20 protein-coding genes, 3 tRNA genes and 1 pseudogene are annotated in these 24,063 nt (G+C 69.4%); 8 read left to right on the top strand and 16 right to left on the bottom strand.

The genetic code is table 11. The features are described 5' to 3' along the window. Nucleotides 1-63 precede the first annotated feature (63 nt). Nucleotides 64-1,728 carry a DHA2 family efflux MFS transporter permease subunit gene (locus BUR99_RS13570; protein ID WP_074260859.1) on the top strand — a complete coding sequence of 555 codons (1,665 nt, stop codon included), beginning with the start codon at nucleotides 64-66 and terminating at the stop codon, nucleotides 1,726-1,728. A gap of 338 nt (nucleotides 1,729-2,066) precedes the next feature. After that, the gene (locus BUR99_RS20690) at nucleotides 2,067-2,732 is read left to right on the top strand and encodes a GAP family protein (RefSeq protein ID WP_074260857.1); all 666 of its coding nucleotides are present in this window, start codon (nucleotides 2,067-2,069) and stop codon (nucleotides 2,730-2,732) included. Nucleotides 2,733-2,954: 222 nt separating this feature from the next. On the opposite strand, the pseudogene BUR99_RS20685 reads toward BUR99_RS20690, so the two are convergent. Then, nucleotides 2,955-3,314 (bottom strand): annotated as a pseudogene (locus BUR99_RS20685) (CPBP family intramembrane glutamic endopeptidase); the annotation flags it as partial. A 684-nt stretch (nucleotides 3,315-3,998) separates the two neighbouring features. Then, nucleotides 3,999-4,952 (bottom strand): alpha/beta hydrolase, encoded by a 954-nt coding sequence (locus tag BUR99_RS13545; RefSeq protein ID WP_074260855.1) that lies wholly within the window; start codon nucleotides 4,950-4,952, stop codon nucleotides 3,999-4,001. Between the two features lie 245 nt (nucleotides 4,953-5,197). Here BUR99_RS13545 and BUR99_RS13540 point away from each other — a divergent pair, with 245 nt between their 5' ends. Together BUR99_RS13540 and BUR99_RS13535 are read left to right on the top strand one after the other, a co-directional pair. Then, on the top strand, nucleotides 5,198-5,704 hold the full coding sequence (locus BUR99_RS13540; RefSeq protein ID WP_159440995.1) for a TetR/AcrR family transcriptional regulator: 507 nt from the start codon (nucleotides 5,198-5,200) through the stop codon (nucleotides 5,702-5,704). Nucleotides 5,705-5,767: 63 nt separating this feature from the next. After that, nucleotides 5,768-6,502 carry an NYN domain-containing protein gene (locus BUR99_RS13535; RefSeq protein ID WP_074260853.1) on the top strand — a complete coding sequence of 245 codons (735 nt, stop codon included), beginning with the start codon at nucleotides 5,768-5,770 and terminating at the stop codon, nucleotides 6,500-6,502. An 845-nt stretch (nucleotides 6,503-7,347) separates the two neighbouring features. On the opposite strand, the gene BUR99_RS13530 is transcribed toward BUR99_RS13535, so the two are convergent. Then, nucleotides 7,348-7,421 (bottom strand) — tRNA-Met (locus BUR99_RS13530). 47 nt (nucleotides 7,422-7,468) lie between these two features. Then, nucleotides 7,469-7,540: transfer RNA gene (locus BUR99_RS13525), tRNA-Thr, on the bottom strand. A gap of 142 nt (nucleotides 7,541-7,682) precedes the next feature. On the opposite strand from BUR99_RS13525, the gene BUR99_RS13520 reads away from it, so the two are divergent. Next, a complete protein-coding gene (locus BUR99_RS13520; RefSeq protein ID WP_143231634.1) occupies nucleotides 7,683-8,294 on the top strand; it encodes a hypothetical protein in 612 nt (203 codons plus the stop codon). Nucleotides 8,295-8,315: 21 nt separating this feature from the next. Here the strand turns inward: BUR99_RS13520 and BUR99_RS13515 are convergent, their stop codons facing one another. The 4 genes from BUR99_RS13515 to BUR99_RS13500 form a co-directional block, all read right to left on the bottom strand. After that, a complete protein-coding gene (locus BUR99_RS13515; RefSeq protein ID WP_074260851.1) occupies nucleotides 8,316-10,226 on the bottom strand; it encodes a glycoside hydrolase family 13 protein in 1,911 nt (636 codons plus the stop codon). 66 nt (nucleotides 10,227-10,292) lie between these two features. Further along, the gene (locus BUR99_RS13510; RefSeq protein WP_084183990.1) at nucleotides 10,293-11,297 is read right to left on the bottom strand and encodes a sugar ABC transporter permease; all 1,005 of its coding nucleotides are present in this window, start codon (nucleotides 11,295-11,297) and stop codon (nucleotides 10,293-10,295) included. Further along, complete coding sequence (locus tag BUR99_RS13505; RefSeq protein ID WP_074260850.1) at nucleotides 11,297-12,919, bottom strand: ABC transporter permease subunit; 1,623 nt, start codon at nucleotides 12,917-12,919, stop codon at nucleotides 11,297-11,299. Before BUR99_RS13505 ends, BUR99_RS13510 begins: the two co-directional genes overlap by 1 nt. Nucleotides 12,920-12,997: 78 nt before the next feature. Beyond that, nucleotides 12,998-14,230 carry a sugar ABC transporter substrate-binding protein gene (locus BUR99_RS13500; RefSeq protein WP_074260849.1) on the bottom strand — a complete coding sequence of 411 codons (1,233 nt, stop codon included), beginning with the start codon at nucleotides 14,228-14,230 and terminating at the stop codon, nucleotides 12,998-13,000. A 244-nt stretch (nucleotides 14,231-14,474) separates the two neighbouring features. Between BUR99_RS13500 and BUR99_RS13495 the strand changes: the two genes are divergently transcribed. After that, nucleotides 14,475-16,169: a glycoside hydrolase family 13 protein gene (locus BUR99_RS13495; RefSeq protein WP_074260848.1), complete on the top strand. Its 1,695-nt coding sequence runs from the start codon at nucleotides 14,475-14,477 to the stop codon at nucleotides 16,167-16,169. 57 nt (nucleotides 16,170-16,226) lie between these two features. Here BUR99_RS13495 and BUR99_RS13490 read toward each other — a convergent pair whose 3' ends face one another. The 6 genes from BUR99_RS13490 to BUR99_RS20465 form a co-directional block, all read right to left on the bottom strand. Continuing rightward, a complete protein-coding gene (locus BUR99_RS13490; protein ID WP_074260847.1) occupies nucleotides 16,227-16,544 on the bottom strand; it encodes a CHY zinc finger protein in 318 nt (105 codons plus the stop codon). 1 nt (nucleotide 16,545) lies between these two features. Next, nucleotides 16,546-18,507, bottom strand: coding sequence for a M23 family metallopeptidase (locus BUR99_RS13485; protein WP_143231633.1), 1,962 nt, complete (start codon nucleotides 18,505-18,507; stop codon nucleotides 16,546-16,548). 187 nt (nucleotides 18,508-18,694) lie between these two features. Then, nucleotides 18,695-19,510, bottom strand: coding sequence for an inositol monophosphatase family protein (locus BUR99_RS13480; protein WP_074260845.1), 816 nt, complete (start codon nucleotides 19,508-19,510; stop codon nucleotides 18,695-18,697). Nucleotides 19,511-19,605: 95 nt separating this feature from the next. After that, nucleotides 19,606-19,690: transfer RNA gene (locus BUR99_RS13475), tRNA-Tyr, on the bottom strand. Between the two features lie 80 nt (nucleotides 19,691-19,770). Beyond that, nucleotides 19,771-20,430: a PH domain-containing protein gene (locus tag BUR99_RS13470; RefSeq protein WP_074260844.1), complete on the bottom strand. Its 660-nt coding sequence runs from the start codon at nucleotides 20,428-20,430 to the stop codon at nucleotides 19,771-19,773. Nucleotides 20,431-20,434: 4 nt separating this feature from the next. Next, nucleotides 20,435-20,599 (bottom strand): hypothetical protein, encoded by a 165-nt coding sequence (locus tag BUR99_RS20465; RefSeq protein ID WP_165877421.1) that lies wholly within the window; start codon nucleotides 20,597-20,599, stop codon nucleotides 20,435-20,437. A 191-nt stretch (nucleotides 20,600-20,790) separates the two neighbouring features. On the opposite strand from BUR99_RS20465, the gene BUR99_RS13465 reads away from it, so the two are divergent. Both BUR99_RS13465 and BUR99_RS13460 read left to right on the top strand, forming a co-directional pair. Beyond that, nucleotides 20,791-21,810 carry a LacI family DNA-binding transcriptional regulator gene (locus tag BUR99_RS13465; protein WP_074260843.1) on the top strand — a complete coding sequence of 340 codons (1,020 nt, stop codon included), beginning with the start codon at nucleotides 20,791-20,793 and terminating at the stop codon, nucleotides 21,808-21,810. A 98-nt stretch (nucleotides 21,811-21,908) separates the two neighbouring features. Then, nucleotides 21,909-22,397, top strand: coding sequence for a YajQ family cyclic di-GMP-binding protein (locus tag BUR99_RS13460; RefSeq protein WP_022891219.1), 489 nt, complete (start codon nucleotides 21,909-21,911; stop codon nucleotides 22,395-22,397). Between the two features lie 49 nt (nucleotides 22,398-22,446). On the opposite strand, the gene BUR99_RS13455 is transcribed toward BUR99_RS13460, so the two are convergent. Together BUR99_RS13455 and BUR99_RS13450 are read right to left on the bottom strand one after the other, a co-directional pair. Further along, nucleotides 22,447-22,911, bottom strand: a complete 465-nt coding sequence (locus BUR99_RS13455; protein ID WP_143231632.1) for a hypothetical protein — start codon at nucleotides 22,909-22,911, stop codon at nucleotides 22,447-22,449. Then, the gene (locus BUR99_RS13450) at nucleotides 22,908-23,960 is read right to left on the bottom strand and encodes an alpha/beta hydrolase (RefSeq protein WP_074260841.1); all 1,053 of its coding nucleotides are present in this window, start codon (nucleotides 23,958-23,960) and stop codon (nucleotides 22,908-22,910) included. Before BUR99_RS13450 ends, BUR99_RS13455 begins: the two co-directional genes overlap by 4 nt. Nucleotides 23,961-24,063: the final 103 nt, after the last annotated feature.

The raw sequence follows: 24,063 nt of genomic DNA, 5'->3' as shown, positions 1-24,063 counted from the left end.
GGCACGGGGTTTCGCTGGGCATACGGTGGGAACCGACGAGGTGACCCACGGGGGGACGAAGACATGAACGACACGGCCACTGCGCCCGAAAACACCGGCGTACGGCGCTGGGTGGGGCTCGGCGTGCTCGCCGCTGCGCTCTCGATGATCGTGCTCGACGGCACGATCGTGGGCATCGCGCTGCCGACGATCATCACCGACCTGAAGCTCGACTTCAGCGAGGCGCAGTGGGTGAACGGCATCTACTCGGTGATCTTCGCCGCGCTGCTGCTGACCGCCGGGCGTCTCGGCGATCGCCTCGGTCGACGCCGCGCAATGGTGGCCGGGATCCTGGTCTTCCTGGCCGGCAGCATGCTGGCGGCGCTCGCCACCGGCGGCACCTCGCTCATCCTCGCCCGGTTCGTACAGGGCATCGGCGGCGCGTTCATCCTCCCGACGACGCTGTCGACGGTCAACGCCACGTTCCGCGGTCGCGACCGCGCGGTCGCCTTCGGCGTCTGGGGCGCGGTCATCTCCGGTGTCGCCGCACTCGGCCCCCTGCTCGGCGGCTGGCTCACCCAGTCGTTCGGCTGGGAGTGGATCTTCCTCGTCAACCTGCCGTTCGGCGCGATCATCCTCGTCGCCACCTTCCTCACGGTGCCCGAGACGCGCGCCGTCATCACCTCGAAGGGCCTCGACGTCGACGGGCTGCTCCTCTCGGCGATCGGGTTCGGCGCACTCGTGTTCGGCCTCATCGAGGGCGGCTCGCTCGGCTGGTGGGCGCCGAAGCAGCAGTTCGAGCTCTTCGGCTGGACCTGGCCGACCTCGTGGCCCATCTCCCCCGTGCCGGTGGCGATCGCGATCGGCCTCACGGCCCTCGTGCTCTTCTTCTTCTGGGAGCGGCATCGCGCGAGGAACGGCCGGTCGGCGATCCTCGACGTGCACCTGTTCTCGGTGCCCACGTTCACATGGGGCAACCTCGTCGCGATGTGCGTCGCGATCGGCGAGTTCGGCATCCTCTTCGTCCTCCCCCTCTTCATCGTGAACGCGCTCGGCCTGTCGACGCTCGCGGCCGGATTCGTGCTCGCGGCCATGGGGCTCGGTGCATTCGTCTCCGGCGCCATGGCACGCCACGTCGCCGAGCGGTTCGGCGCACCGACGGTCGTCGTGATCGGCCTCGCGCTCGAGGTCGCCGGCGCCGTGTTCGCCGCCCTGCTGCTCTCCTCCGAGATGAACGCCTGGCTGCTCGCCGGCGTGCTCGCCCTCTACGGCCTCGGCCTCGGCCTCGCCTCCGCGCAGCTCACGGGCACCGTGCTCGCCGACATCCCGCCCGAGGAGTCGGGCCAGGGCTCGGCGACGCAGAGCACCGGGCGCCAGGTCGGCTCGGCCCTCGGCACCGCCATCATCGGCGCCGTGCTCGCGGCGGGCATGGCCGTCGCGCTGCCGGCCCAGGTCGACACCGTCGAGGGCGTGCCCGCCGCGGCATCCGAGCAGATCGTCTCCGCGACTGAGGAATCGGCCGGCGGCACGATCCCCCAGGTTCGGGCCGAGGGCACCGACGGCCAGCTCGGCTCGGCCGGGCCCGCCGTCGCCGAGGCACTCGCCGACGGCATGGCGGATGCCTCGCGCTGGGCGCTCCTCGCGGCGGCCGGGTTCCTCGTGCTCGGCGGGGCGTTCGCGCTGCGTCTGCGCGCGCTGGCGAAGCGGTCGGGCGAGACATCCGAAAGCGCGGCCGAACCCGCGTCATGAATCAGGGCGCCCTGCATCTCTCAGGTGAAGGGGGCCGAAACATGTGGGGCAGACGCAAGCAGCAGGATCCGGTCGAGCACGTCGAGTTCGTGACATCCGTCGATGGGGGCAGGATGTCGGTGCGGTGCGGTTGCCCGCGCGATCTCGACCACGACCGGCCGACCTCGGCGGCGCTGGTGGCGCGAGGTCGCGAGGTCGACGCGTACGCGTTCGCCGCCTGAGGCGGGGGCAGCGACCTCCGGGCTCTGGGCGCCCGCCTCCGCTATCGTGTGGACAGCGGCGCGCGGTGCGCGGGAGTGCGGTCGGGAGTACTGGCACCAGTCAGGGGGTGCAGCGGAATGCTGCAGGCGATAGGGCACATCCTTCCGATCGCGCTGGCGGTCGCGCTCAGCTCGGTGCCCCTCATGGCGACGATCGTGATCCTGCTGTCGCCGAAGCGCGGGTCGGCCTTGCCGTACCTCATCGGCTGGGTGCTGGGCATGGCGGCGCTGGTCTTCATCTGCACGGTCTCGACGCAGGCGGTGCCCACGCCCCGTTCCGCGCGACAGCCCGATGTGGCGGTCGGTGTCGGCGAGATGATCGTCGGCACCGGGCTCATCGTCATCGGGATCATCTCCTGGCGACGAGCCCGCAAGGATCCTGTCGCGAGCATGCCCGCCTGGCTCGGCAAGATGGAGTCGATCGGGCCGTGGAGCGCCTTCGGGCTGGGTGTGGCGCTGAACATCCGCCCCAAGGAGATCCTGCTCGCGCTCGCTGCGGGCCTTGCCATTCGCGGCGCCGGACTCTCGGGCTCCGAGGCGGCGATCGTGATCCTCCTCTACACGCTCATCGGCGCATCGACCGTGGCGGTGCCGGTCATCGCGACGCTCATCGATGCGAAGGGCATGCAGCCGAGGCTGCTCAAGATGAAGGAGTGGCTCACCCGCAACAACCGTGTGGTGACCGCGCTCATCATGCTGATGGTCGGCGTGTTCATCATCGGCAGCGGCCTCGCGCGGTTGTGACGGGCCGTCAGTCGAGTTCTCCCGTGCGCTCACGTTCTGTGGAGCGCTCGCGCTGACCGGTGTGCGCATTCGCCTCGTCGCTGCCGCGATGGCCACGACGGAGGCGACGGTGCCGAGCAGGACGAAGAGTCCGGTGTCGCCGGCCAGGTACTCGTTCACGAGCACCGGCTGATCGGTGAGCACGATGGCGGAGGCGAGCCAGGCGAACGTCGCGTTGTGCGCGAAGTGGCCGAGTACGGCCGGCCAGACGCTGCCGGACAGGGTTCGGAGCCGGCCGAACAGGAAGGAGAAGGCGATGACCGTCGCGGAGAACAGCGCGAGGACGATCCCTCGGCCGCCCTCCGAGTGGGAGAAGGGCGTGAGCAGGATGTACATGAGATGCCAGACCACCCACACCACGCCGATGGCGAGGTAGGTCCACTTCTCACCGAGCCACGGCATGACCCGCGGTTGCAGGTAGCCTCGCCAGCCGATCTCCTCGGCGAAGGCGAGGATCGGCCCCGCGATGCACAGCGACAGGAGGTCCTGCCAGGCTGCCGGCGTGGGCGCGCCGAGGTGCGAGAAGCCGAGGAGGACCGTCATGCCGGCTGCCGCGACCGAGACGCCGACGGTCGCTGCGAGCGTCACCGGCCACCAGCGCAGGCCGAGGCGGGTGATCCCCAACCGACGCCAGCCCTCGGCACGGTATCCGTCCCGTGTGACGACGAACATCATCAATGCGGTCACGAGCAGCGGGGAGACGGCGAGGACGAGGCCGCCCGCGAAGGAGGCCGTGGCGCCGGCGATGCCGACCACGAGGATGACGAAGACGATCGAGCTCGTGCGGTCGGAGAGATTCGTGAACATGGTTCCTTCGAGCTGCGGAATGCGAGGTGCTGGTCGCGCCGCCCCGGGCAAGAGAACGGCAGAGCCGTGCACCCATGGCGCGCATCTCATGATCTCGACCGGAGTCGGCCGGCAGCATCGGGCGGAAGGGCGACGTTCGGAACGCAACGTCATCCTCCGGAGGGATGCTCGGCGATGAGAGCCCATGGGAACGATGATCCCCAGCCCCCGCCCGCCGGGCAGGCGAGTGACAGGCGGGCGGGGGCGGAGTTGTGAGGCTGGTCGTCAGCCGGTCAGAAGATGCGGTCGCCTCGCACCGTGGCGTCGCCCCGCCATCGAGGAAGATGACCTGACCGGTCACGTGCCGACGCCGAGCCGGTGATCGCGTATGTTCTGCGCACGTGTGTCGTGTCTCCTTCGATGGTGCGAGGTGGTGGTGGGCTACAGCGCCGCGAGCACGCGGCATCGCGCCGCGAGCGTGCGACGCGACACGTCGATCTCCACACTCACGCGGTCGTGCCCATGGGTGACGCCGGGAAGGACGTGGAGCTCGCACGAGATGCCCGCCGCGTGCAGGCGTTGGGCGTAGCTGATCGATTCGTCCCGGAAGATGTCGAGGTCGCCGACCTCGATGTATGCCGGTGGCAGGCCGCCGAACTCGGTGAGCCGCGCGGGAGCCGCGATCGGCGACACGCTGTCGCCACCGATTCCGGCTCCGAGCACGGCGCTCCAGCAGGTCCAGTTCGAGTCCCAGTCCCAGGCGGCGTAGGGGGCGATGTTCGGGTCGGGCACCGTGGTGCGGTCGTCGAGCATCGGGTAGATGAGGAGCTGTCGTGCGAGTGCGATGCCTCGGTCCCGAGCGAGGATCGCTGCTCCGGCGGCCACGCCGCCTCCGCCGCTGTCGCCCATCACGGCGATTCGCTGCGGGTCGATTCCGAACTCGTCGGCGTGCTCGATGAGCCAGGCGATGGCGTCGACGGCGTCGGTGGCCATGCCCGTTCCCGGGTTCTCGGGCGCCAGTCGGTAGTCGACCGAGGCGAAGGGCACGCGCGTCTGCTCCACGTAGTACCGGACGAGGCCGTCGTAGTACTCCGCTTTTCCGGCGACCATGCCTCCGCCGTGCAGGTACACGACTGCGGGCCGCAGCTCGTCATCCTGCGAGGTCTCGGGCTCGTACCAGCGCAGTTCGAACCGGCCCTGCTGCGAGGAGGCGACCACGTGCTGCCGCACGGAGACGCCGGTCGACGGAGGCGCGGGGCACGCGGGCATCGCTCCGTCGATCATTGCGCGCAGCGCGTGCACGTCACCACGCGCCGGAGGGCTGAAGTCTCCGAGGGACTGGAGGTTCTCGGCCATGGCCCGGTACATTGCGGCGATCTGTGGATCGAGCATCATCGTTGACATCTCGACGTCCTTTCATCGGGGGCGGTTGCGAACACACTAACGGACATCTGTCCGATTGTCTTCCGCTACCCTCATGCTGAGGAGGTGGATCGATGGGCCTGACAGGAATTCCCCCCGCGGCATTCATGCGGGAAGGCGACCCGACCGACCCGAGGTCGATGCGAACGCGAAGCCAGTTGCTCGCCGCATACGAACAGCTGCTCGCCTCATCGGGTTCACCCACGGTCGCCGACCTCGTGCGCACGGCGGGCGTGAGCAGGAGTTCGTTCTACACCCACTTCGCTGGCATCGAGGAAGTGGGCGTCGCCGCCCTTCGTTCGATCCTCGATTCCTTCGACCCGATCGACGACGAACGAGATCCCGGGGCGCCGGGCGCACCGGCGGCGGCGAGTTTCCAAGACCTCTTCGACCATCTCGCCGCGCATCGAGATCTGTGTGTCGCAGTGCTGGTCTCCGATGAGCAGATGCCCGCGCTCGCAGAGCTTCATGCCGCGCTGGTGACGCACGTCACCACCGCGATCGAACGATCACCGGCCATGCCCGCCGGGTTCGACGTCGAACGAGGAGCGCGATTCCTCGTCGGCGGGATCCTCTCACTGCTGCATGAGGACCTGCAGACCGGCGCGGACATCGACGGGACGGGAGCGATCGTCTCAGCGATGCTCCCCGAGTGGTTGGCTCGCGACAACCTGCTCGATGCGCCGCTTTCAGTGGCGCCCAGCAGCCTGGCTCCCACCCGCTGACGAGCCGGAAGGCCCCTCAACAGGCGGGAGCGGAGGCCGGACACCGGCTGGCATGCTGGTCGCATGCCGCAGCCGAATGACCTCCTCGCCGTGCTCGTCGACGCCGACAACGTGCCGCCGTCGAAGATCGGTGCGATCCTCACGGAGGTCGCTCGTTTCGGCACGGCCTCGGTCAAGCGGGTCTACGGTGACTGGACCAAGCCGAACCTGAGCAGCTGGAAGCCTGTCGCCAGCGAGCACGTGATCCAGCCGATGCAGCAGTTCGCCAACACGGTCGGCAAGAACGCGACCGACAGCGCGCTGATCATCGACGCCATGGACCTGCTCTACACACGTCGGTTCCACGGCTTCTGCATCGTGCCGTCCGACAGCGACTTCACCCGCCTCGCGTCGCGCATTCGCGAAGAGGGCGTCACCGTCTACGGGTTCGGAGAGCGGAAGACGCCCGAGGCCTTCCGGAACGCCTGCGATCAGTTCACTTACCTCGACGTGCTCGATGAACCGGCAGCGGAGAGCACCTCAGCGCTGCTCAAACGGGTTCCATCGCCGCAGTTGCGCGGCGACGGGAAGCTCGTTTCCGGCCTGCGGAAGAGTGTCACCACCGCCTCGGGAGAGGACGGATGGGCGAATCTCTCCGCCGTGGGCTCGCTGATGCGGAAGCAGCATCCCGACTTCGACTCACGAAACTGGGGCTACGCGAAGCTCTCCGACCTGGTTCGGGCGACGGAGCTCTTCGTCGTCACGACCCGACCTGGCGGCGGGTTGCAGGTGCAGCACAAGAAGAAGAACGGCGGCTGAGCAGGCACCGATCGGCCGAACCAGACGGCATCGACCGCTGAGCAACCGATCGCATACCCGGTCCCAGGGATCCGAATGCGGTCACCGCACATTGAGGGGACTGTGCGCCGATCTGGTGCGAGGATCGAGCAATGAACGGTACGCGGGACGATGAGCGCCGCATGCGGATCGCCACTGAGGCCTTTGACCTCATCCAAGCGGAAGTCCGTCCGCTCCTTGCCTCAGGCGGTCGGTTGTGGTCGAAAGGATCGGGAGGCTACCCGAGTCGTCTCCGTCAGATTCTTCATGGGCTGGATACAGCTCACGACGTCACGTTCGCGACCCAAGATGCGATGCGGTTACCGCGTGGTGAACGGGTTGTGGAGCATGTGATCCCGTTCAAACGGATCGTCATCGAGATTGTCGATCCAAGCCAGGCCGACCCCAGATCGAACACCCACAATGCCCCGATCGCCGGTGGCCCTGCTAGTTCTCCACAACACCTCATCTCAATCTTCGACCAGCTCCTCCAGAAGTGCTGGGTCACGAACGATGAGCACGACCGGCTGAACAGGGCAGGCCGCAGTCTCCAGTGGGACGCACCAGATGGCGACGGATGGTCGCGCTACCGACGCGCAGGGGTCGTCGCGTATCGGCTCACGGCAGGCGACAACCCTAGCCGCGCTTAGGTGAACTGGCTCGGCCCCGGATCCTCTTGCCGGAATTCCTTATGCACTGCCGCCGCGAGGCATCCGCTGAATCAGCATAGATGCACGACGAATGTGGTCATGATGCGGTCAGATCGGCCGGAGAGGGATTTCCGAACCAGAAGAAGTGAACCCGCGATGCGCAGAGTCCTGATGTTGTAGCGAGGGCGGGACTCGAACCCGCGACACCACGATTATGAGCCGTGTGCTCTAACCACCTGAGCTACCCCGCCGGGTAGGCTTCCCCGCCCAGCCGAACGGCCGAACCGAAGAAAACCAGAGCCCCGAGTCAGGATTGAACTGACGACCCCTTCCTTACCATGGAAGTGCTCTACCACTGAGCTATCGGGGCGCGTTGCCGCACTTGGCAACCGTACGAGGATATCACCTCGAGAGCCCTGCTTCGAACCACGGCGACCTCCACGAGCGACCAGCCCGTCTTCGCTCCAAATGGAGCATGTGCAGTCCTCCCGCCGACTGCTATCTTGCTGCGCATGCGCTCACTGTCCATGCTGGCTCTCGCCGCGATCGCGGTCACCGTTCTCGCAGGTTGCACCGGCTCCCCGGCCGACGCCGGCGAGCCGAGCACGCCCGTGGTCACGGCCGAGCCGTCGCCGGCACCGACGCCGACACCCGCGCCGGTCGAGGCCGACCCGGCCGACCCGTCGACCTGGTTGATCGATGCCGACGGCATCGGTCCGTTCGAGCTCGGCATGCCGCTCGACGCGGCGGTCGCATTGGTGCCCGACTACACCGTGGAGACCTGCCCCAACCCGGCGGTCCGGTTCCTCGGCTCCGAGACCGCGTCCAGCCCGACGATCATCCTCGTCGCGGCCGACGACGGCGGACTCGCGGAGGTGACGCTCTCCGGCTCGACGCAGCCCGCCACCGCCGGAGGCATTCGCGTCGGCTCGACGGTGACCGAGGCGACGAGCGCGTACCCGGGCCTCGAGCTCACCCAGCGGTACGCGGATCGCTACACGCTCGAAGGCACGCCCGGCTGGATCAGCTTCACGACTGAAGGCCTCGATGTCGGCCCGACCGCACCGATCACGACGATCTCGGTCGTCGAGGGAGCCGTCCCGCCGAGCGAGTACTGCGGCTGATCACGCAGGGACGACCCGACGTCACCAGCGGGGCGCTCTGACCCCGCCGACCGACCAGACCGCGAACGCCGGGCCGTCGGCCGAGAGCGTCACCCGACTGTCGGATGCCTCGAGTCGAGCCTGCCCGTACACCGGCGCCGCGGCATCCGCACCCGCCAGTGATGCCGCCTCGAACTCGAGCGTCGCGGCCGACCGCGCGGCGAACACGAGCACGGACTCCTCGGCCGACTCGCGCACGAAGGCCACGGCATCGTCGCCGACCGCGAGCCAGCGGATGCCGCCGGTCGCGAGCACCGGGTGCTCGCGGCGCAGCCGCAGCAACTGCCGATAAGTCTCGAGCACGGGTGCCACCTCGGGCGAGCTCTCGCTCCCCCACGGCATGGGCGTGCGCGAGGCCTCGCCGTCGACGCCGGTCAGGCCGAACTCGTCGCCGGCCCAGACGACCGGGATGCCGGGCAGGGTCACCGCGAGCCCGAGCGCGGCGGGCAGCGAGCCGGGGCGCGCGTGCGTCGCGAAACGCGGGGTGTCGTGGGTGTCGAGCGCGTTCATGGTCGCGAGGCGCGTGCGCCACGGGAATCCCGCCGCGAACCGCGCGTGCGCAGCGTGGAAGTCACCGCCCGTGAACGTCGGCACCCGCTGCAGGGCGAAGCCGAGGCCACCGCCGGCCGGGCTGCCGGGTTCGAGCAGCCAACTCCACAGCGGCCGCGTGAACGGGGTGTACGTCATCGCCCCGTGCCACGCGTCGCCCTGGAAGTCGCTCGCGGCGTCGTTGGTGGACTCCCCCAGCAGCAGCGTGTCGGGCTTCGCCTCGAGCATCGTGCGGCGGATCGTTCGCCGCACCGACTCGTTGAGGTCGGCCGAGCCGAGCCGGCCCGTCATGTTGGCGACGTCGATGCGCCACCCGTCGAGGTGGAACGGCGCGCCCAGGAACCGCGCGACGACCGAGTCGGGCCCTTCGATGAAGCGCCGGCGCAGCTCGGCCGAGCTCCAGTCGAACTTCGGCAGGCTCGGCACGCCGAGCCACGACTCGTATCCTTCTGTGCTCCCTGAGCCTGTCGAAGGGTGGAAGAAGTAGAACTCGCGCTCGGGCGCTTCGGCATCCGCCTGCGCCGCGCGGAACCACTCGTGCGCATCGCCCGAGTGGTTCGAGGTGAGGTCGCCGATGACGCGGATGCCGCGGGCGTGCGCCGCCTCGACGAGCCGCACGAGCGCCTCGTCGCCGCCGAGCAGCGGGTCGACGAGGTCGAAGGTCGTGGCGTCGTAGCGGTGGTTCGAGCGGGCCGGGAAGACCGGCGTCAGGTAGAGCAGGTCGACGCCGAGCGACGCGAGGTGGTCGAGCTGCTCGCGCACGCCGTCGAGGTCGCCGCCGAACAGCTGCTTCGAGCGCCCCGGGTACACGGGGTCGACCGGGTCGCCCCAGTCGGCGGCGATCGCCCACCCGGGCAGCTCCCCCTGCTCTCGGAGCCTGTCGAAGGGCGCGACATCCGACTTCGCGAAGCGATCGGGGAACACCTGGTACATCACGCTCGACGCCGCCCACTCGGGTGCGGGCTCGTGCGCGACGAGCCGGAAGTCGTCGTGGTCGCGGGTCTCGACCGTCGACAGGCCGAGCTGGTTCAGCCAGTGCTGCCGACCGTCGGCGCCGACGAGCAGCCAGCGGTAGCCGTGCACGGGGTTCTCGACCTCGACGGCCGCCTGCCACCACTGCCAGCCGTCGGCGGCCCCGACGACGGATGCCTCGTCGAACCGCGGCTCCCGGTTCGGGTTCGACCGGGTGCCGACCCACGAGAGCGGCCCGAACGACTCGGGCACGCGCAGGCGCACCCGCACCGTCTCGCCGAGCGCGGGCGCCTGCGTCGAGACGTGCAGCGGTGACCCGTCGTGATGCGGAGCCGGCGGGGCGTTCTGGACCAGAGGGGTCGGCGGGGTCATGCCATCACCTTTCCACCTGCGTGTGACGCGCCGGTGTCGTCGCTGCGCCGCCCGGGTGGCCGGCGGTTACTTCACGGCGCCGGCGGTCAGCCCGCCGACGATGTACTTCTGCAGGAAGAGGAAGAGGGCGACCACCGGCAGCGCCGCGATGACGGCACCGGCCGAGAAGGCGCTCCAGTCGGCGTAGCGCGGGTTCGAGACGAGCTTCGTGAGACCCACCGCGAGCGTCTGCTTGTCGGTGTCGATGAGCAGCACGGAGGCGACCACGAACTCGTTCACCGAGGCGATGAACGACAGCAGCGCCACGACCGCGAGGATCGGCGCCACGAGCCGCAGGATGATCGTGAAGAAGATGCGGGCGTGACCCGCCCCGTCGATCTTCGCGGCCTCGTCGATCGACGCCGGCACCGTGTTGAAGAAGCCGTACATGAGGTACGTGTTCACGCCGAGCGCGCCGCCCAGGTAGACCATGATCAGGCCGATGTGGGTGTTCAGGCCGATCGCGGGGAACCAGTCGCCGATCGCGCTCATGAGCAGGAAGATCGCGACGACCGCGAGCAGCTGCGGGAACATCTGCACGACGACGATCGAAATCAGGCCGAAACGACGGCCCGTGAAGCGCATGCGCGAGAAGGAATACGCCGCGAGCGCCCCGAGGAAGACGGTCAGCACGGCCGTGATGCCGGCGATCATGAGCGTGTTGCCGAACCAGGTGAGGAACGGCACCTGCGGGTCGGTGAGGATGCGCACGTAGCTCTCGAGGCCGATCGCCGAGAACAGCGCGTTCGAGCCGGTGAGCGTGCCGTGCGGGTTCAGCGACGACGAGATCACGAAGACGATCGGGAACAGCGAGAAGGCCACCATCACCACGCCGACGACGTGGCGCCACCCGGTCGCGGCGAACCAGCGACGCAGGTTGAACGGCTTGCGCGGAAGCTCGCGGCCGGCACCGCCGCCACGGCCGTCGCGCGCGATCGAGACGCTCGCGCGCGTCGAGGCATCCGCGAACTCCTCCGCCTCGCCGATGACGAGGCCGGTCTGGGTTCCGGGAACGGGCTGCTGGGCGGCCATCAGTTCAGCTCCTCGAGGGACTTGGTGCGGCGGAAGGCGATGACCGAGATCACGGCCACGATGATGAAGATGATGATCGAGTAGGCGCTCGCGAGGCCGTAGTCGCGCGTCTGCCCGGTGAACGCCACCTTGTAGACCATCGAGATCAGGATGTCGGTGAACCCGACGGGGATCGGGGCGTTCGAGTCCCTCGGCCCGCCGTCGGTGAGCATGTAGATCACGTTGAAGTTGTTGAAGTTGAACGCGAACGAGGCGATGAGCAGCGGCGCGACCGACACGAGCAGCAGCGGCAGCTTGATGAGCCGGAACACCGCCCACGGCTTCGCGCCGTCGACCGTGGCTGCCTCCTGCAGCTCTTCGGGAATCGACTGCAGGGCGCCGGTGCACACGAGGAACATGTACGGGAAGCCGAGCCACAGGTTCACGAGCAGCACCGAGAACTTGGCGAGCACCGGGTCGGTCAGCCAGGGAATGGATGCCCCGCCGAACAGCACCTGGTTGATGAAGCCGAAGCTCTCGTTCATCATGCCGGCCCAGATCAGCGCCGAGAGGAACGACGGCACCGCGTACGGGAGGATCATCAGCACGCGGTAGTACTTGCGACCCTTCATGCGCATGTCGTTGAAGACGATCGCGAGGAAGAGGCCGAGGAAGAACGTCGACGCGACCGAGATGAGCGCGAACGCGAAGGTCCAGAGCGTGACGTAGACGAGCGGGCCGGCGAGCCGCTCGTCGGTGACGGCGCGCACGAAGTTGTCGAAGCCGACGACGATCTGCCAGCCCGGCAGCAGCTCCTCGCCGCTGTCGGAGGTGAAGGCGCCGGTGCCGATGTCGGAGTAGACGGTGCCGGTGTCGAGGTTCGTCATCGTGCCGGCGGACTCGTCGTACTCGAGGTTCGAGAGGTAGAGGTAGGCGCTCGAGCCGTCGGGGGTGCGCAGCGCACCGTCGTTCGGGTCGTCGGAGAACGGCACGGCGAGGGCCGTGATCTCGTCGGTGCGGGTGACCACGTCGCCGAACTGCAGGGTCGTCCAGCCGTCGACGGCGACGGCCTTGTCGCCGTCCATCTCGGCGTCGACGGGCGCGAGCGGCTCGTCGTTGGTGCCGAGCAGCGCCTCGCCGTCGGGGTCCGTCACGAGCAGGCCGAGCGTGCCGCCCTGGTCGACGACGGTGACGGGGTAGGTGGGCGAGTCCTCGACGCGCTGGAGCGACGAGGCCATGAGCGACGAGACCGCCTGCTCCTTCGAGCCGTTGTGGCCCGTGCCGTAGTTCGTGAAGGCGATGTAGCCCGTGTAGACGAGCACGAACACCTGGAAGACGACGAGGAAGATCACGCCGGGCGTGAGGTACTTCGCGGGGAGCTTGCGCCGCGAGAAGTAGATCCAGTTGACGATCACCGCGACGACCGCGACGATCGCCGCGACGAGCCACTGCTCGGCGCTCGCGAGGATGATGACCGCGTAGATCGCGATCGCGTCGACGAGGCCGAGCATCAGCAGCTTCACGAGGAGCATCTTCAGCCCACCGGATGCCGCGTCGGCGATGTTCGCGGCACGCCGCTGCTTCTTCGTCGGCTGCTGCTGCGGCGTCTCCGCCGTGACCTCGTCGTCGATCGTGGTGCTCATCCTGCTCGCTCTTCTCGTCGAACGTGAGTGCTCCGGGCCGGATGCCGTTGCGGCATCCGGCCCGGAGCTGCTCAGTCGTTACTTGCTGATCGCGGCCTGCACGTCGGCGGCAAGCTTCTGCCACGTCGTGACCGGGTCGGCACCGTTGATGATGTCGGCCTCGGCGATGCCCCAGTACTGCCACACGGCGCCCATCGCGGGGATCGCGGGCATCGGCACGGCCTCGGCGCCGACGGCTGCGAAGCCGGCGACGATCGGGTCGCTCGACGCGGTCTCAGCGGCAGCCGAGAGGGCGGGGAGCACGTTGCCGGCCTTGAAGAGCTCGAGCTGAACGTCTTCGGTGCCGATGTAGTTGACGAGGAAGTCGTTCGCGGCGACCTTGTTCTTCGACTCGGACGAGACGAAGAAGCCCTTGACACCGGCGAACGGCGAAGCGACCTCGGCGGTCGGGCTCGGCACGGTGTCGATCGCGACGTTGATGCCGGCGTCGGTCGCTGCGCCGACGTTCCACGGGCCGGTCAGCCAGAAGGCCGCGGTGCCGTCGATGAAGGCCTGCTTGGCGATGTCACCGTCGATGTCGGTGTTGAAGACGCCGGTGCCGTTCTTGCCCTGGCTGCCGAGCCACGTGGCGAACTGCTCGCCGCCCGCGTTGCCGATCTGCAGGTCGGTCGGGTCGTAGCCCTCGTCGGTGGTGCCGAAGACGGGAGCACCGAACGCGGTCTGGAAGGGGTACAGGTGGTAGGGGTTGCCCTCTGCACCCTGCTCCACGACGAACGGGTGGGTGAGGCCGGCGGCCTGGCCCTTGGCGATCATGTCGTCGAAGCTCGTGGCGGCCTCGGGAACGAGGTCGGCGTTGCGGAGCACCGCGATGTTCTCCACCGCGTAGGGGAGCATGTAGGTCGTGCCCTCGTAGGTCGACGCGTCGATCGCGACGGGGAGGTAGTCGGCAGCGGAGTCGCCGAGCTCGATCGGGGCGACGACGCCGTTGGTCGAGAGCTCGCCGAGCCAGTCGTGGGCGCCCATGGTGATGTCGGGGCCCTTGCCGGTCGGAACCTGCTGGATGAAGTCGTCCTTGATGTCGGCGTTGTCCTTGCCGACGAGCTCGACCTTGACGCCCTTCTCCTCGGAGTAGGCGTCGGCAGCTGCCTGCAGCGCGTCGACACGCTCGGCGTCGACCCAGACGGTCAGCGTGCCGCTCGACGAGGCCTCGCCTTCGGAGCCGCTGTCGCCGCCTGCGCAGCTCGCGAGACCGAGGGTCGCGATGACTGCGACGGCTCCGGCGGCGAGGAGGCTCTTCTTGTTCACCCTCATTGGTGTGCCCTTCTCAGTGTGCGTGAGATCGGCGCCTTCGCCTGGATGAGTCTCCCCGTTCCGCTGTGAAACGGGGCACCGCGCCCGAAAGGCCGTTCTTCCGTATGGAGTGCTCGCTTGGTGCAAGCGATTACAGGTATACCTTGCCACCGTCTCATTACCAAACCGGGCAGCGCGCATTGATACCGGTTCGTAACCATCGCGTGACGTGTGCGAACTGCAAGCGTTTCCATCATGTATCGGGATGACGTACAGTTTCCGCATGACTTCCGAATGGTGGCGCACCGCCGCGATCTACCAGATCTACCCCCGGTCGTTCGCCGACGCGAACGGCGACGGCATGGGCGACCTCGCCGGCATCACCTCGCGCCTCGGTGCGCTGCAGGAGCTCGGCATCGACGCGATCTGGCTCTCCCCCTTCTACACCTCGCCCCAGCGGGACGCCGGCTACGACGTCGCCGACTACTGCGACGTCGACCCGCTCTTCGGCACCCTCGCCGACTTCGACGCGATGGTCGCCGAGGCGCACGCCCGCGGCATCCGCGTCATCGTCGACCTCGTGCCGAACCACTCCTCCGACGCGCACGAGTGGTTCCAGGCGGCGCTCGCCGCAGCGCCCGGCAGCGCCGAGCGCGCCCGCTACCTGTTCCGCGACGGCCGCGGGGCCGACGGCGCCGAGGCGCCCAACAACTGGGAGTCCGTCTTCGGCGGGCCGGCATGGACCCGCATCGTCGAAGCCGACGGCACGCCCGGGCAGTGGTACCTGCACCTCTTCGACAGCTCGCAGCCCGACTTCGACTGGACGAACGACGAGGTGCGCGAGGAGTTCCGCAACATCCTGCGCTTCTGGCTCGACCGCGGTGTCGACGGCTTCCGCGTCGACGTCGCCCACGGCATGATCAAGGCCGACGGCCTGCCCGACTTCACTCCCCCGGCAGAGGGCGGCAGCATGGGCGGTGCTGCGACATCCGGCATGCCGCTCGAGCCCGAGATCTCGGCAGAACCCGGCGACAGTGCGCCGTACTGGGGCCAGGACGGCGTGCACGAGATCTACCGCGACTGGCGGACGCTGCTCGACGAGTACCCCGACGACCGCATCCTCGCAGCCGAGGCATGGGTCGACCCGCTCTCGCGGCTCGCGAACTGGGTGCGCCCCGACGAGATGCACCAGGCGTTCAACTTCGCCTACCTCGAGACGCCGTGGAACGCCGACGCCCTGCGCAGCGTCATCGACGACTCGCTCGCCGCGTTCGCCGCGGTCGGCGCACCCTCGACCTGGGTGCTCTCGAACCATGACGTCGTGCGCCACGCGACCCGGCTCTCGGTCACCGAGGCGAACCCCCAGGGTCACGGCCTCGGGCCGCGCTCGAAGGGCCTGCCCGAGTACGAGCCCGGCCTCCGCCGCGCTCGCGCCGCGACCGCGCTCATGCTCGCGCTGCCCGGTTCGGTCTACCTCTACCAGGGCGAGGAGCTCGGCCTGCCCGAGGTCATCGACGTGCCCGACGACGCCCGCCAGGACCCGACGTGGTTCCGCACGAGCGGTGAGCGCTACGGGCGCGACGGATGCCGCGTACCGCTGCCCTGGGAGTCGACGGCACCCTCGTACGGCTTCGGCCCGACGGATGCCTCGTGGCTCCCCCAGCCCGAGCAGTGGGCCGAGCTCGCACGTGACGTGCAGCAGGGCGACCCCGACTCGACGCTCTCGCTCTACCGCGACGCCCTTGCACTGCGGCGCGCGCACGACCTCGGCGCGGGCGCGCTCGAGTGGCTCCCCGGCTTCCCCGAGTCCGTCATCGCGTTCCGCAACGGCGACGTCGTCGTGATCGCCAATGCCGGCGACGCATCCGTCGAACTGCCGGCAGGCGAGGTGCTGCTCTCGAGCGAGCCCTTCGAGGGTCGGGCACTGCCCGCCGACACGACGGTCTGGCTCACGGCCTAGCGGTTCGACCCGCGCGGCGTCTGTGCGGCCGGAGACTGCTCCGGCCGCGCGACGCGCCTACTGCTCGAAGTAGAGGTCCCAGTGCAGGCGGCAGCGCGGGTTGAAGGCCGCGGCGCAGCTCGGGCACGACTCGCCGGCGCGGTACTCGTTCACGGAGAGCTCGGTGCCGCAGGCACCGCAGAGGATGCCGGGCGCGTCCCATTCGGCGCGCGGCCGACGCACGACCGGGTGCGACTCCGCCTCCTCATGGCAGGCGTGGCACGGGTAGTAGCGATCGCAGCAGGCGAACCGGATCGCGATGATGTCGACCGCCGTCGCGTAGTGCACGCAACGGGTCTCGTCATCGACCGTGCGGCCGTGCACGTGCGGCCGCACGTCAGTTGGTGTTCGCGTACAGCCAGTCGAGCGGGTCGACCTTGGTGCCGTCCATGCCTCCGAGGCGGATCTCGAAGTGCAGGTGCGGCCCCGTCGACATGCCGGTGTCGCCGGTGTTGCCGATGACGTCGCCGACGCTGACCGTGTCGCCGACCTCGAAGCGACGCGACTCGTACTCCATGTGCGCGTAGACGCTCGTGACGAGCTCGCCGTCGATCATGTGATCGATCATCATGACCACGCCGAGCGATCCGCCGGAGTCCGTCGAGTTCGCGACGACGCCGTCGGCGATCGCCTGGATCTCGGCGCCGAGGCCCGGGTTGAAGTCCTGGCCGCCGTGGTCGCTCGAGCAGCCGGCGCAGTCGCGGTAGCCGAAGCGGTCGCCGATGTGCACGCCGACCGCGAACGGCCACTGGATCGTGCCCGACGGGTTGTTCGTGAACGTCGCCTCTGGCCGGATGCCGGCCGCGCGGGCGTACTCGTCGATGGTCTGCGTCTCGTAGCCGTCGCGCTGCACGGTCTGCGCGAGGGCGCCTCCGTTGATCTCGACCTGCTGACCGGGCTCGGTGCCGACGTTCGCCCGCTCGAGCGCCATGGCCTGCACGTCGGCGGGCGACAGCAGCGAGAGCGAGGGCACCGAGGTGGTGACCGCGAGCAGCGCCGCGAAGCTCATCGCCGCGAAGCCGCTCGACATGCGGGCGACCCGCCCGGCACGCTTCACCCGTCGCTTGGCCGGCGGCCTGGGCGTCGCGGCCGCTGTGTCGGAGCCCGATGCGTCGCGCCCGGTCGACCGCCGTGCACCGACGAAGTCGGCGCCGGGCGAACGACGCGGCCGCTGCTCGGCCGCGGCGACGCCGGTCGAGGGCTGCCAGACCGAAGTGGGTGCGAACTCCTGCGACTCGGGCGCGGGGATCGGCACGGGCGCGCTGTCGGCCATGCGGGCCATCGCCGAGGCGGCGATCACGGCGGCGAAGTCGTCGGTCGCCGAAGCACCGGCGTCGGGCGTCGGGATCGGCGCGACCGGGGGCCGCACCGGAGCGGCGGAACGTGCGGGCCGCTCGGCCGCCACAGCCTTCGTCGCCTTGCCGGCCTTCGTCGCCTTCGCAGCCTTCTCGGCCTTGCGCTCGGCGCGCGACGGGCGGGCCGACCGAGCGGATGCCTCCGCGCGGCGCCCCACGGGCTCGGCCGCCTCGGTCTCGTCTCCGAGTCCGGCGAAGAGCGCGTCGAATCCGATGCTCGGCTCGGACGTCGACCCTGCCGGCGCATCACGGACCGCACGTGAAGCGGAGTCCGCCCGCGAAACGGCGAAGGCCGAGTTCCTGTCGACCGAGTGGTCGACCGGCTCGGCCTGGGGCTTCGGAGCGGGAGTTGCGGATGTTGCGGGAGTTGTCGCGAGTGCGGATGCGACTGAGACTGCGTCAGACGAGTGTTCGGAGGGGGCCGGATGTTCGAGGAGACCCGACGGAGCCGGCAACTGCGGAGCCTCGGGAGCCGAGCGCCTGGGCCGCAGCCCGCCGGTCGCGACCGGCGCCGGAGTCTGGTCGGGATACCACGGAGCCGCGGGAGACGCCGAGGCAGGAGCGGCCGCTTGTGCGACTGGGGCCGGGGTGAACACCGGAGCAGCCGCAGCCATCGGAGCGGGCGCGGGTGCCGGGGTGAACACCGCTGCGGGCGCGTAGGCCGGCGCTTGGGCGGCAGCCTGCGTGTACGCGGGAGCGGACGCAACCGCAGGAGTCACGAGCGCCTGCCACGAGGCATCCGCCGCAACCGGCGCCGCCTGCGCAACCGATGCCGACTGCGCCGCCGCCATTCCGTGCTGCCCGATCGCCACGGCCTGCTGCGCCGCAGCCGTCACGGCCGCCTCGCGCTCACGGAGTTCACGACGAGTCAGGGGTCGCTCGGGCCGCGAAAGGGCCTGGGTGCCTGGCGTGGAATCGTCGGGCACGAGGGGGGACTCGAGCACGTGGGGGGAAACTCTCGGCTTCGTAGGGATCGAACAGGTCTGGGAGGTGGGCATCTCGACGGTGACGCCGGGATAACAGGTTGGTAAAGACTACCCGGTCTCGACTGCGCATGCCATGTCGAACAACGATTTCCACCTGTCAGAACGCTGCAAGTCCACGGCATCCGCGGCGATCAGCGATTGCGGATCAGGCGTCGACTCCGGCGCGTCGCAATGCCGCGGCGATCTCCTCGTACAGCGCCGGCGCCGCGGCCAGCACGAGCTCGGCAGTGACGGCTCCCCCGCGCGGTCCGCCGACCCGCGCGCCGGCCTCCTGCGCGATCAATGCGCCGGCGGCGTGATCCCACGGGTTCAGCCCGCGCTCGTAGTACGCGTCGAGGCGACCGGCCGCGACCGAGCAGAGGTCGAGCGCCCCCGACCCCATACGACGGATGTCCCGCGCGAGCGGCAGCAGCTCGAGCAGCACCTCGGCCTGCGCACGACGAGCCTCGGCCGAGTACGAGAAGCCGGTGCCGACGAGGGCATGGCTGAGCGGGACATCCGTGTTCACCGTCAACCGTCGTCCGTCGAGCCGGGCCCCGCCGCCTGCGCTCGCCTCGAAGACCTCGCCGGTGCTCGGGTTGACGACCACGCCGGCGAGCGCCCGCCATCGCGTCGGGTCGTCCGACCCTTCAACCACGGCGATGCTGATCGACCAGGCGGGGATGCCGTAGAGGAAGTTCACGGTGCCGTCGATCGGGTCGACGACCCAGTTGACGCCGGTGGTGCCGACTCGCGTGTCGTCCTCCTCGCCGACGATGCCGTCATCGGGACGCGCCTCGAGCACGAGCCGGCGGATGAGCGCCTCAGTGTCGCGATCCACCGAGGTGACGACATCGACGGGCGACGACTTCGTCGCGGCAACGCTCACGCCGCCGCGCCGGGCGTCGAGCGCGAACTCCGCCGCCTGCAGGGCGATGCCGCGGGCGAGGTCGAGCAGGGCAGCGGATGCGTCGTCTCTCATGCCGACACGCTAGCCCGACGAGATGAACGCCGCACCGCGGCATCCGCGATTCTCGGCCGTGAAACCACGAAAGCCCCGGCTGACCGGGGCTTCTTTGGTGGCGAGTGAGGGATTCGAACCCCCGAATGCTGAGCAGTCTGATTTACAGTCAGATCCCTTTGGCCGCTTGGGTAACTCGCCATCGCACCCGACCACGTTCTGCACACAACCGGGGGCCTGTCAATGGTACCCGCCGAGGGCCGGTGCGAGAAATCGACGGCCTACGACCGCCACCAGGGCATCTCGGCGGTGTCGTTCGGGTCGCGCGGCGGGGTCGTGTCGTAGCGATCGGGCTGCGGCGCGGGGTCGTAGCGCTGCGGCGCCGGCGCGGGCGCGGGGGCCGTGTCGAACTGCTCGCTGCGACCCATCTGTCGGGCGGGGCCGCGCAGGCCCGATCGCTGGATGACCCGCTGGATCGTGGCGCCGCGCTGGTCGGGCGACCCGACGAAGCGGATCTCGCGGAGACCCTGGTCCTGAGCGGCGGACTCGAAGACGAAATGCCCGTAGCCGAAGACCCGGCCGATGAGCGGCGTGTGCACCGAGATGTCGAGGATTCGGGAGATCGGCATGGTCGCGATGCGCTGCGACAGGATGCCGTGCACGCGGAACACGCGCATGTTCGTGATCACGAAGCGATCCATGCGAGCCTGCAGGACCCGCCAGAGTCCATGCAGGAAGAGGAAGAGCGCGAGGAAGAGCGGGAACCAGTACAACTGCTGCGGCACCCAGGCCAGCAGGATCAGGGCGGGTACGGCCGCGCACATCTCGAGGACGGCTCCGACGACCGCGGCCCAGTGCTTGCGCACCTCGTCGACGATCACCTCGCCCTCATCGGCGATGAGGTGGCGCTCGACGCGCGGATCGAACCCGAACACGCTCATGGCGTCATGAGGCGAGCGAGCTGAAGAACCTGCCGACGGCCTCGGTGGCCGAGACGACCGCGCCGAACGCACCCTGCACGACGTTCGCAGCGTCTTCAGGACGACTGATCATGTAGAACAAGGCGAAGATCACGACCAACGCCACGGCGATGCCCTTGAGCCACTTCACGGGTGCTTTCCCTTCGAGACGGCGACAGGGGGCGAGCCGCCACCCCCGTGAGCCAGCCCCGACTCGTATTTCTATCCCACCCGTCGCGCGGAGACAACGCGCCACGCGGGGCACCGCAGGCATGGACGAGTAGGATTCCTCTGACTCGGCACGGCCGGGAAACGACTCGGCAGCGCCGGGAATGAGGAGCCATGGCCGGCATCGAAGAGGTCGCGAGACTCGCGGGAGTCTCCACCGCGACGGTCTCGCGCGCGCTCAGCGGCCGCGGCCACGTCTCCCCCGGATCAAAGGCGAAGGTCGAAGAGGCCGCGGCACGGCTCGGCTACGTCGTCTCCTCCAACGCCTCGAGTCTCGCGTCGGGTCGCACCCGCAACATCGGCGTCGTCGTGCCGTTCCTGAACCGCTGGTTCTTCTCCTCGGTGCTCGAGGGCGCCCAGCAGTCCCTCCTCCGCAGCGGCTACGACCTGACCCTCTACAACCTCTCGGGCGACGGCCGCGAGCGGGCGAGCGTCTTCGAACACTTCCTGCTGCGCCAGCGCGTCGACGCCGTCATCGCCGTCTCCCTCGAACTCACCGAGCCCGAGGTCGCGCGCCTGCACGAGCTCGGCAAGCCGCTCGTCGGCGTCGGCGGCCCGATCCCCGGCGTGCGCACCCTCACGATCGACGACGTCTCGGTCGCGCGGCTCGCGACCGAGCACCTCATCGGCCTCGGCCACACCCGCATCGCGCACATCGGCGGCGACCTCGAGTTCGACATGGACTTCCACCTGCCGACGAATCGCCGCATCGGCTACGAGGGCGCGCTCCGCGACGCCGGCATCGACGTCGACCCGCGACTGTTCGCACCGGCCGACTTCACGATCCGCGGCGGGTACCACGCCGCGAAGCAGCTGCTCGGCGCCCCGCACGACCGACCCACCGCGATCTTCGCGGCATCCGACGAGATGGCCATCGGTTCGATCCTCGCGGCTCGCGACCTCGGACTCGTCGTGCCGCGCGACGTCTCGATCGCCGGCATCGACGACCACGACCTCTCCGACTTCTTCGGCCTCACGACGGTCGCGCAGTTCCCCCGCGTGCAGGGCGAGATGGCGGTCGAGATCCTGATGGACCAGCTCGAGCCGGCGACGACGGATGCCGCGACGCCCGCCGCCACTCCCCTGCCCTACGAGTTGCGCGTGCGCTCGTCGACGGCCCGCCCGCCGGCGTAACCCCCTCTGCGGGTTGAGGAGGCGCGCCGGCGCCGTCTCGAAACCCCTGCCACGCGGCATCCGCTCGCCGTTTCGATCTCGTCGGTACACTGGGCGGCATGGCTGATGCAACGTTCGACATCGTTTCCAAGGTCGACCAGATGGAGGCCGACAACGCCCTCCACCAGGCGCAGAAAGAGGTCGCGCAGCGTTACGACTTCAAGAACGTCGGCGCCTCGATCGAGCAGTCCGGCGAGAAGGTGCTGATCAAGGCCAACAGCGAGGAGCGCGCGAAGGCGATCCTCGAGGTCTACGAGGCCAAGCTCATCAAGCGCGGCATCTCGCTGCGTTCGCTCGACGCCGGGGAGCCGTTCCCGTCGGGCAAGGAGTTCCGCATCGAGACCACGATGAAGGCCGGCATCGACTCCGAGAACGCGAAGAAGATCAACAAGATCATCCGCGACGAGGCGCCGAAGAGCGTGAAGAGCCAGACGCAGGGCGACGAGGTGCGGGTCTCCTCGAAGAGCCGCGACGACCTGCAGGCCACGATGGCGCTGCTCAAGGGCAAGGACCTCGAGGTCGCCCTGCAGTTCGTCAACTTCCGCTAGCGAGCCCCGCGCTGCCGCATCGGCCGCGACATCATCGATGCGAAGACGATCATGTTGGTCCAGCGGGCGGCCCTGAGGGGCCCGTTCGTGGCGGATCGGGCTCCGGAAGTCGGTCAAGCCTCCTGACCGTTGCACGGACGACTCCCCCGGCCCCGAACATCGCGATCGCGACCGCCGGAAGGAAGAGCACGTGTCCGATCGCGGTCATCGCAACCCCAGTGAACAGTTCGACGGCGACGACGACGATCGCGGGTGCCACGGCGAGAGCTGAGTCCCACCACCGTCCGCCCACGAGGCGTCCACCGGTGAACGTTACGACGGAGAGCGCAGCTCCGAGGATCAGCCAGGGCATGCCGTCTGCGACTGCTTCGGCCCGCAGCGTATAGTCCATCAGCCAGAAGGACTCCCGCAGCCAGACCCCGCTGCAGATTGTTGCGAATCCGGCGAGCGCCAACCACGCCATCAGTCCGACGAGGAGGCTGCCCTGCCTGGTCCAAATCCCGGTTGTGCTCATGATGCGGGCCCGTAGCCGCGCAGCCACTGCGTGATCGCGGCGTACGCGGCCTCACGCACGGGCGCTCGCGACAGGAACACATCGTGCAGCGCCCCGTCGATGCGTGCCACGGCGCCGACCTGGCTGAGCCGCAGCGTGCGCTCGGCGACCTCGTCGACCACGAGCACGATGTCGCTCGACGCCATCGCCGGGTCCCACCGCGCCTGCAGCGTCGACCGCTTCGAGAGCAGCGTCAGCACCGGGGCGCCCACGTCGACGCGCGAGGCGACCGTGGCGTGCCCGGCGAGCACGGCGTTCAGCCAGGCCGGATGCACCGTGAACCCACGGTCGGGCCGCCAGTCGTGGTTGTACTCCCACTCGCCCTCCTGCTCCTTCGCGACCGTGCGCGTGTAGAAGCCCAGGTCGACGTTCGGCAGCGGGGCGAGCGGATTCACCTTGGCACCCCAGCCGATGACCGGCGCGAGCGCCTCGCGCCCCACCCTGCTCGCCTGGAACTCGAGCCACGGGCTGTTGAGCACGAGCGCTGCGGCACGCCCGGGGTGCCGCGCGGCCCAGAGGCTGAGCGTGAGCCCGCCGGTCGAGTGGCCGAGCAGGATGAGCGGTCGCCCGTTGCTGCCCCTCGCCGCGGCATCCCCGCCATCGGATCCGTCGGGCGCACCGTGGCCCATCGCGGCGAGCGCAGCGGCGATGTCGGCGTCGTAGTCGGCGAGGTCGGTGATGAACCCGGGCGTCTGGCCGGGGCGCAGGCTCCGTCCGTACTTGCGCAGGTCGAGCGCGTAGAACCGCGCGCCGGCGTTCGACCAGTACTCGGCGAGGCCGGGGTTGAAGAAATAGTCGCTCCAGCCGTGCACGTAGAGCACATCGGCTCCGGATGCCGCGCCTCGCGTGAGCCGGAGGCGCCACGGAGGCCGGTGCCGCACGAGGGTGGCCACGACCTCACCCTGATTGTCGGTGCCGAGAGGCAGGGTGAGCTGCTCAAACCCCGCGCCGAGCACGTCGGGTCGCCAGGTTCCGGGGCGGTCGGGCTCGGGGGGCTCAGGCTCCGCCATGCCGCCTCCCCTCGGTCTGTGCTCAGCCTAGCGAGGGCGGCCGCGACCCCGGGAGCAGGACTGGTCGGAGTCATCGGTTGCCCTCTCGGCCGCGGCCCGTCTC

Source organism: Agromyces cerinus subsp. cerinus (assembly GCF_900142065.1).
GTDB classification, from domain to species: domain Bacteria; phylum Actinomycetota; class Actinomycetes; order Actinomycetales; family Microbacteriaceae; genus Agromyces; species Agromyces cerinus.
This window is presented reverse-complemented; position numbering and strand designations above follow the sequence as displayed.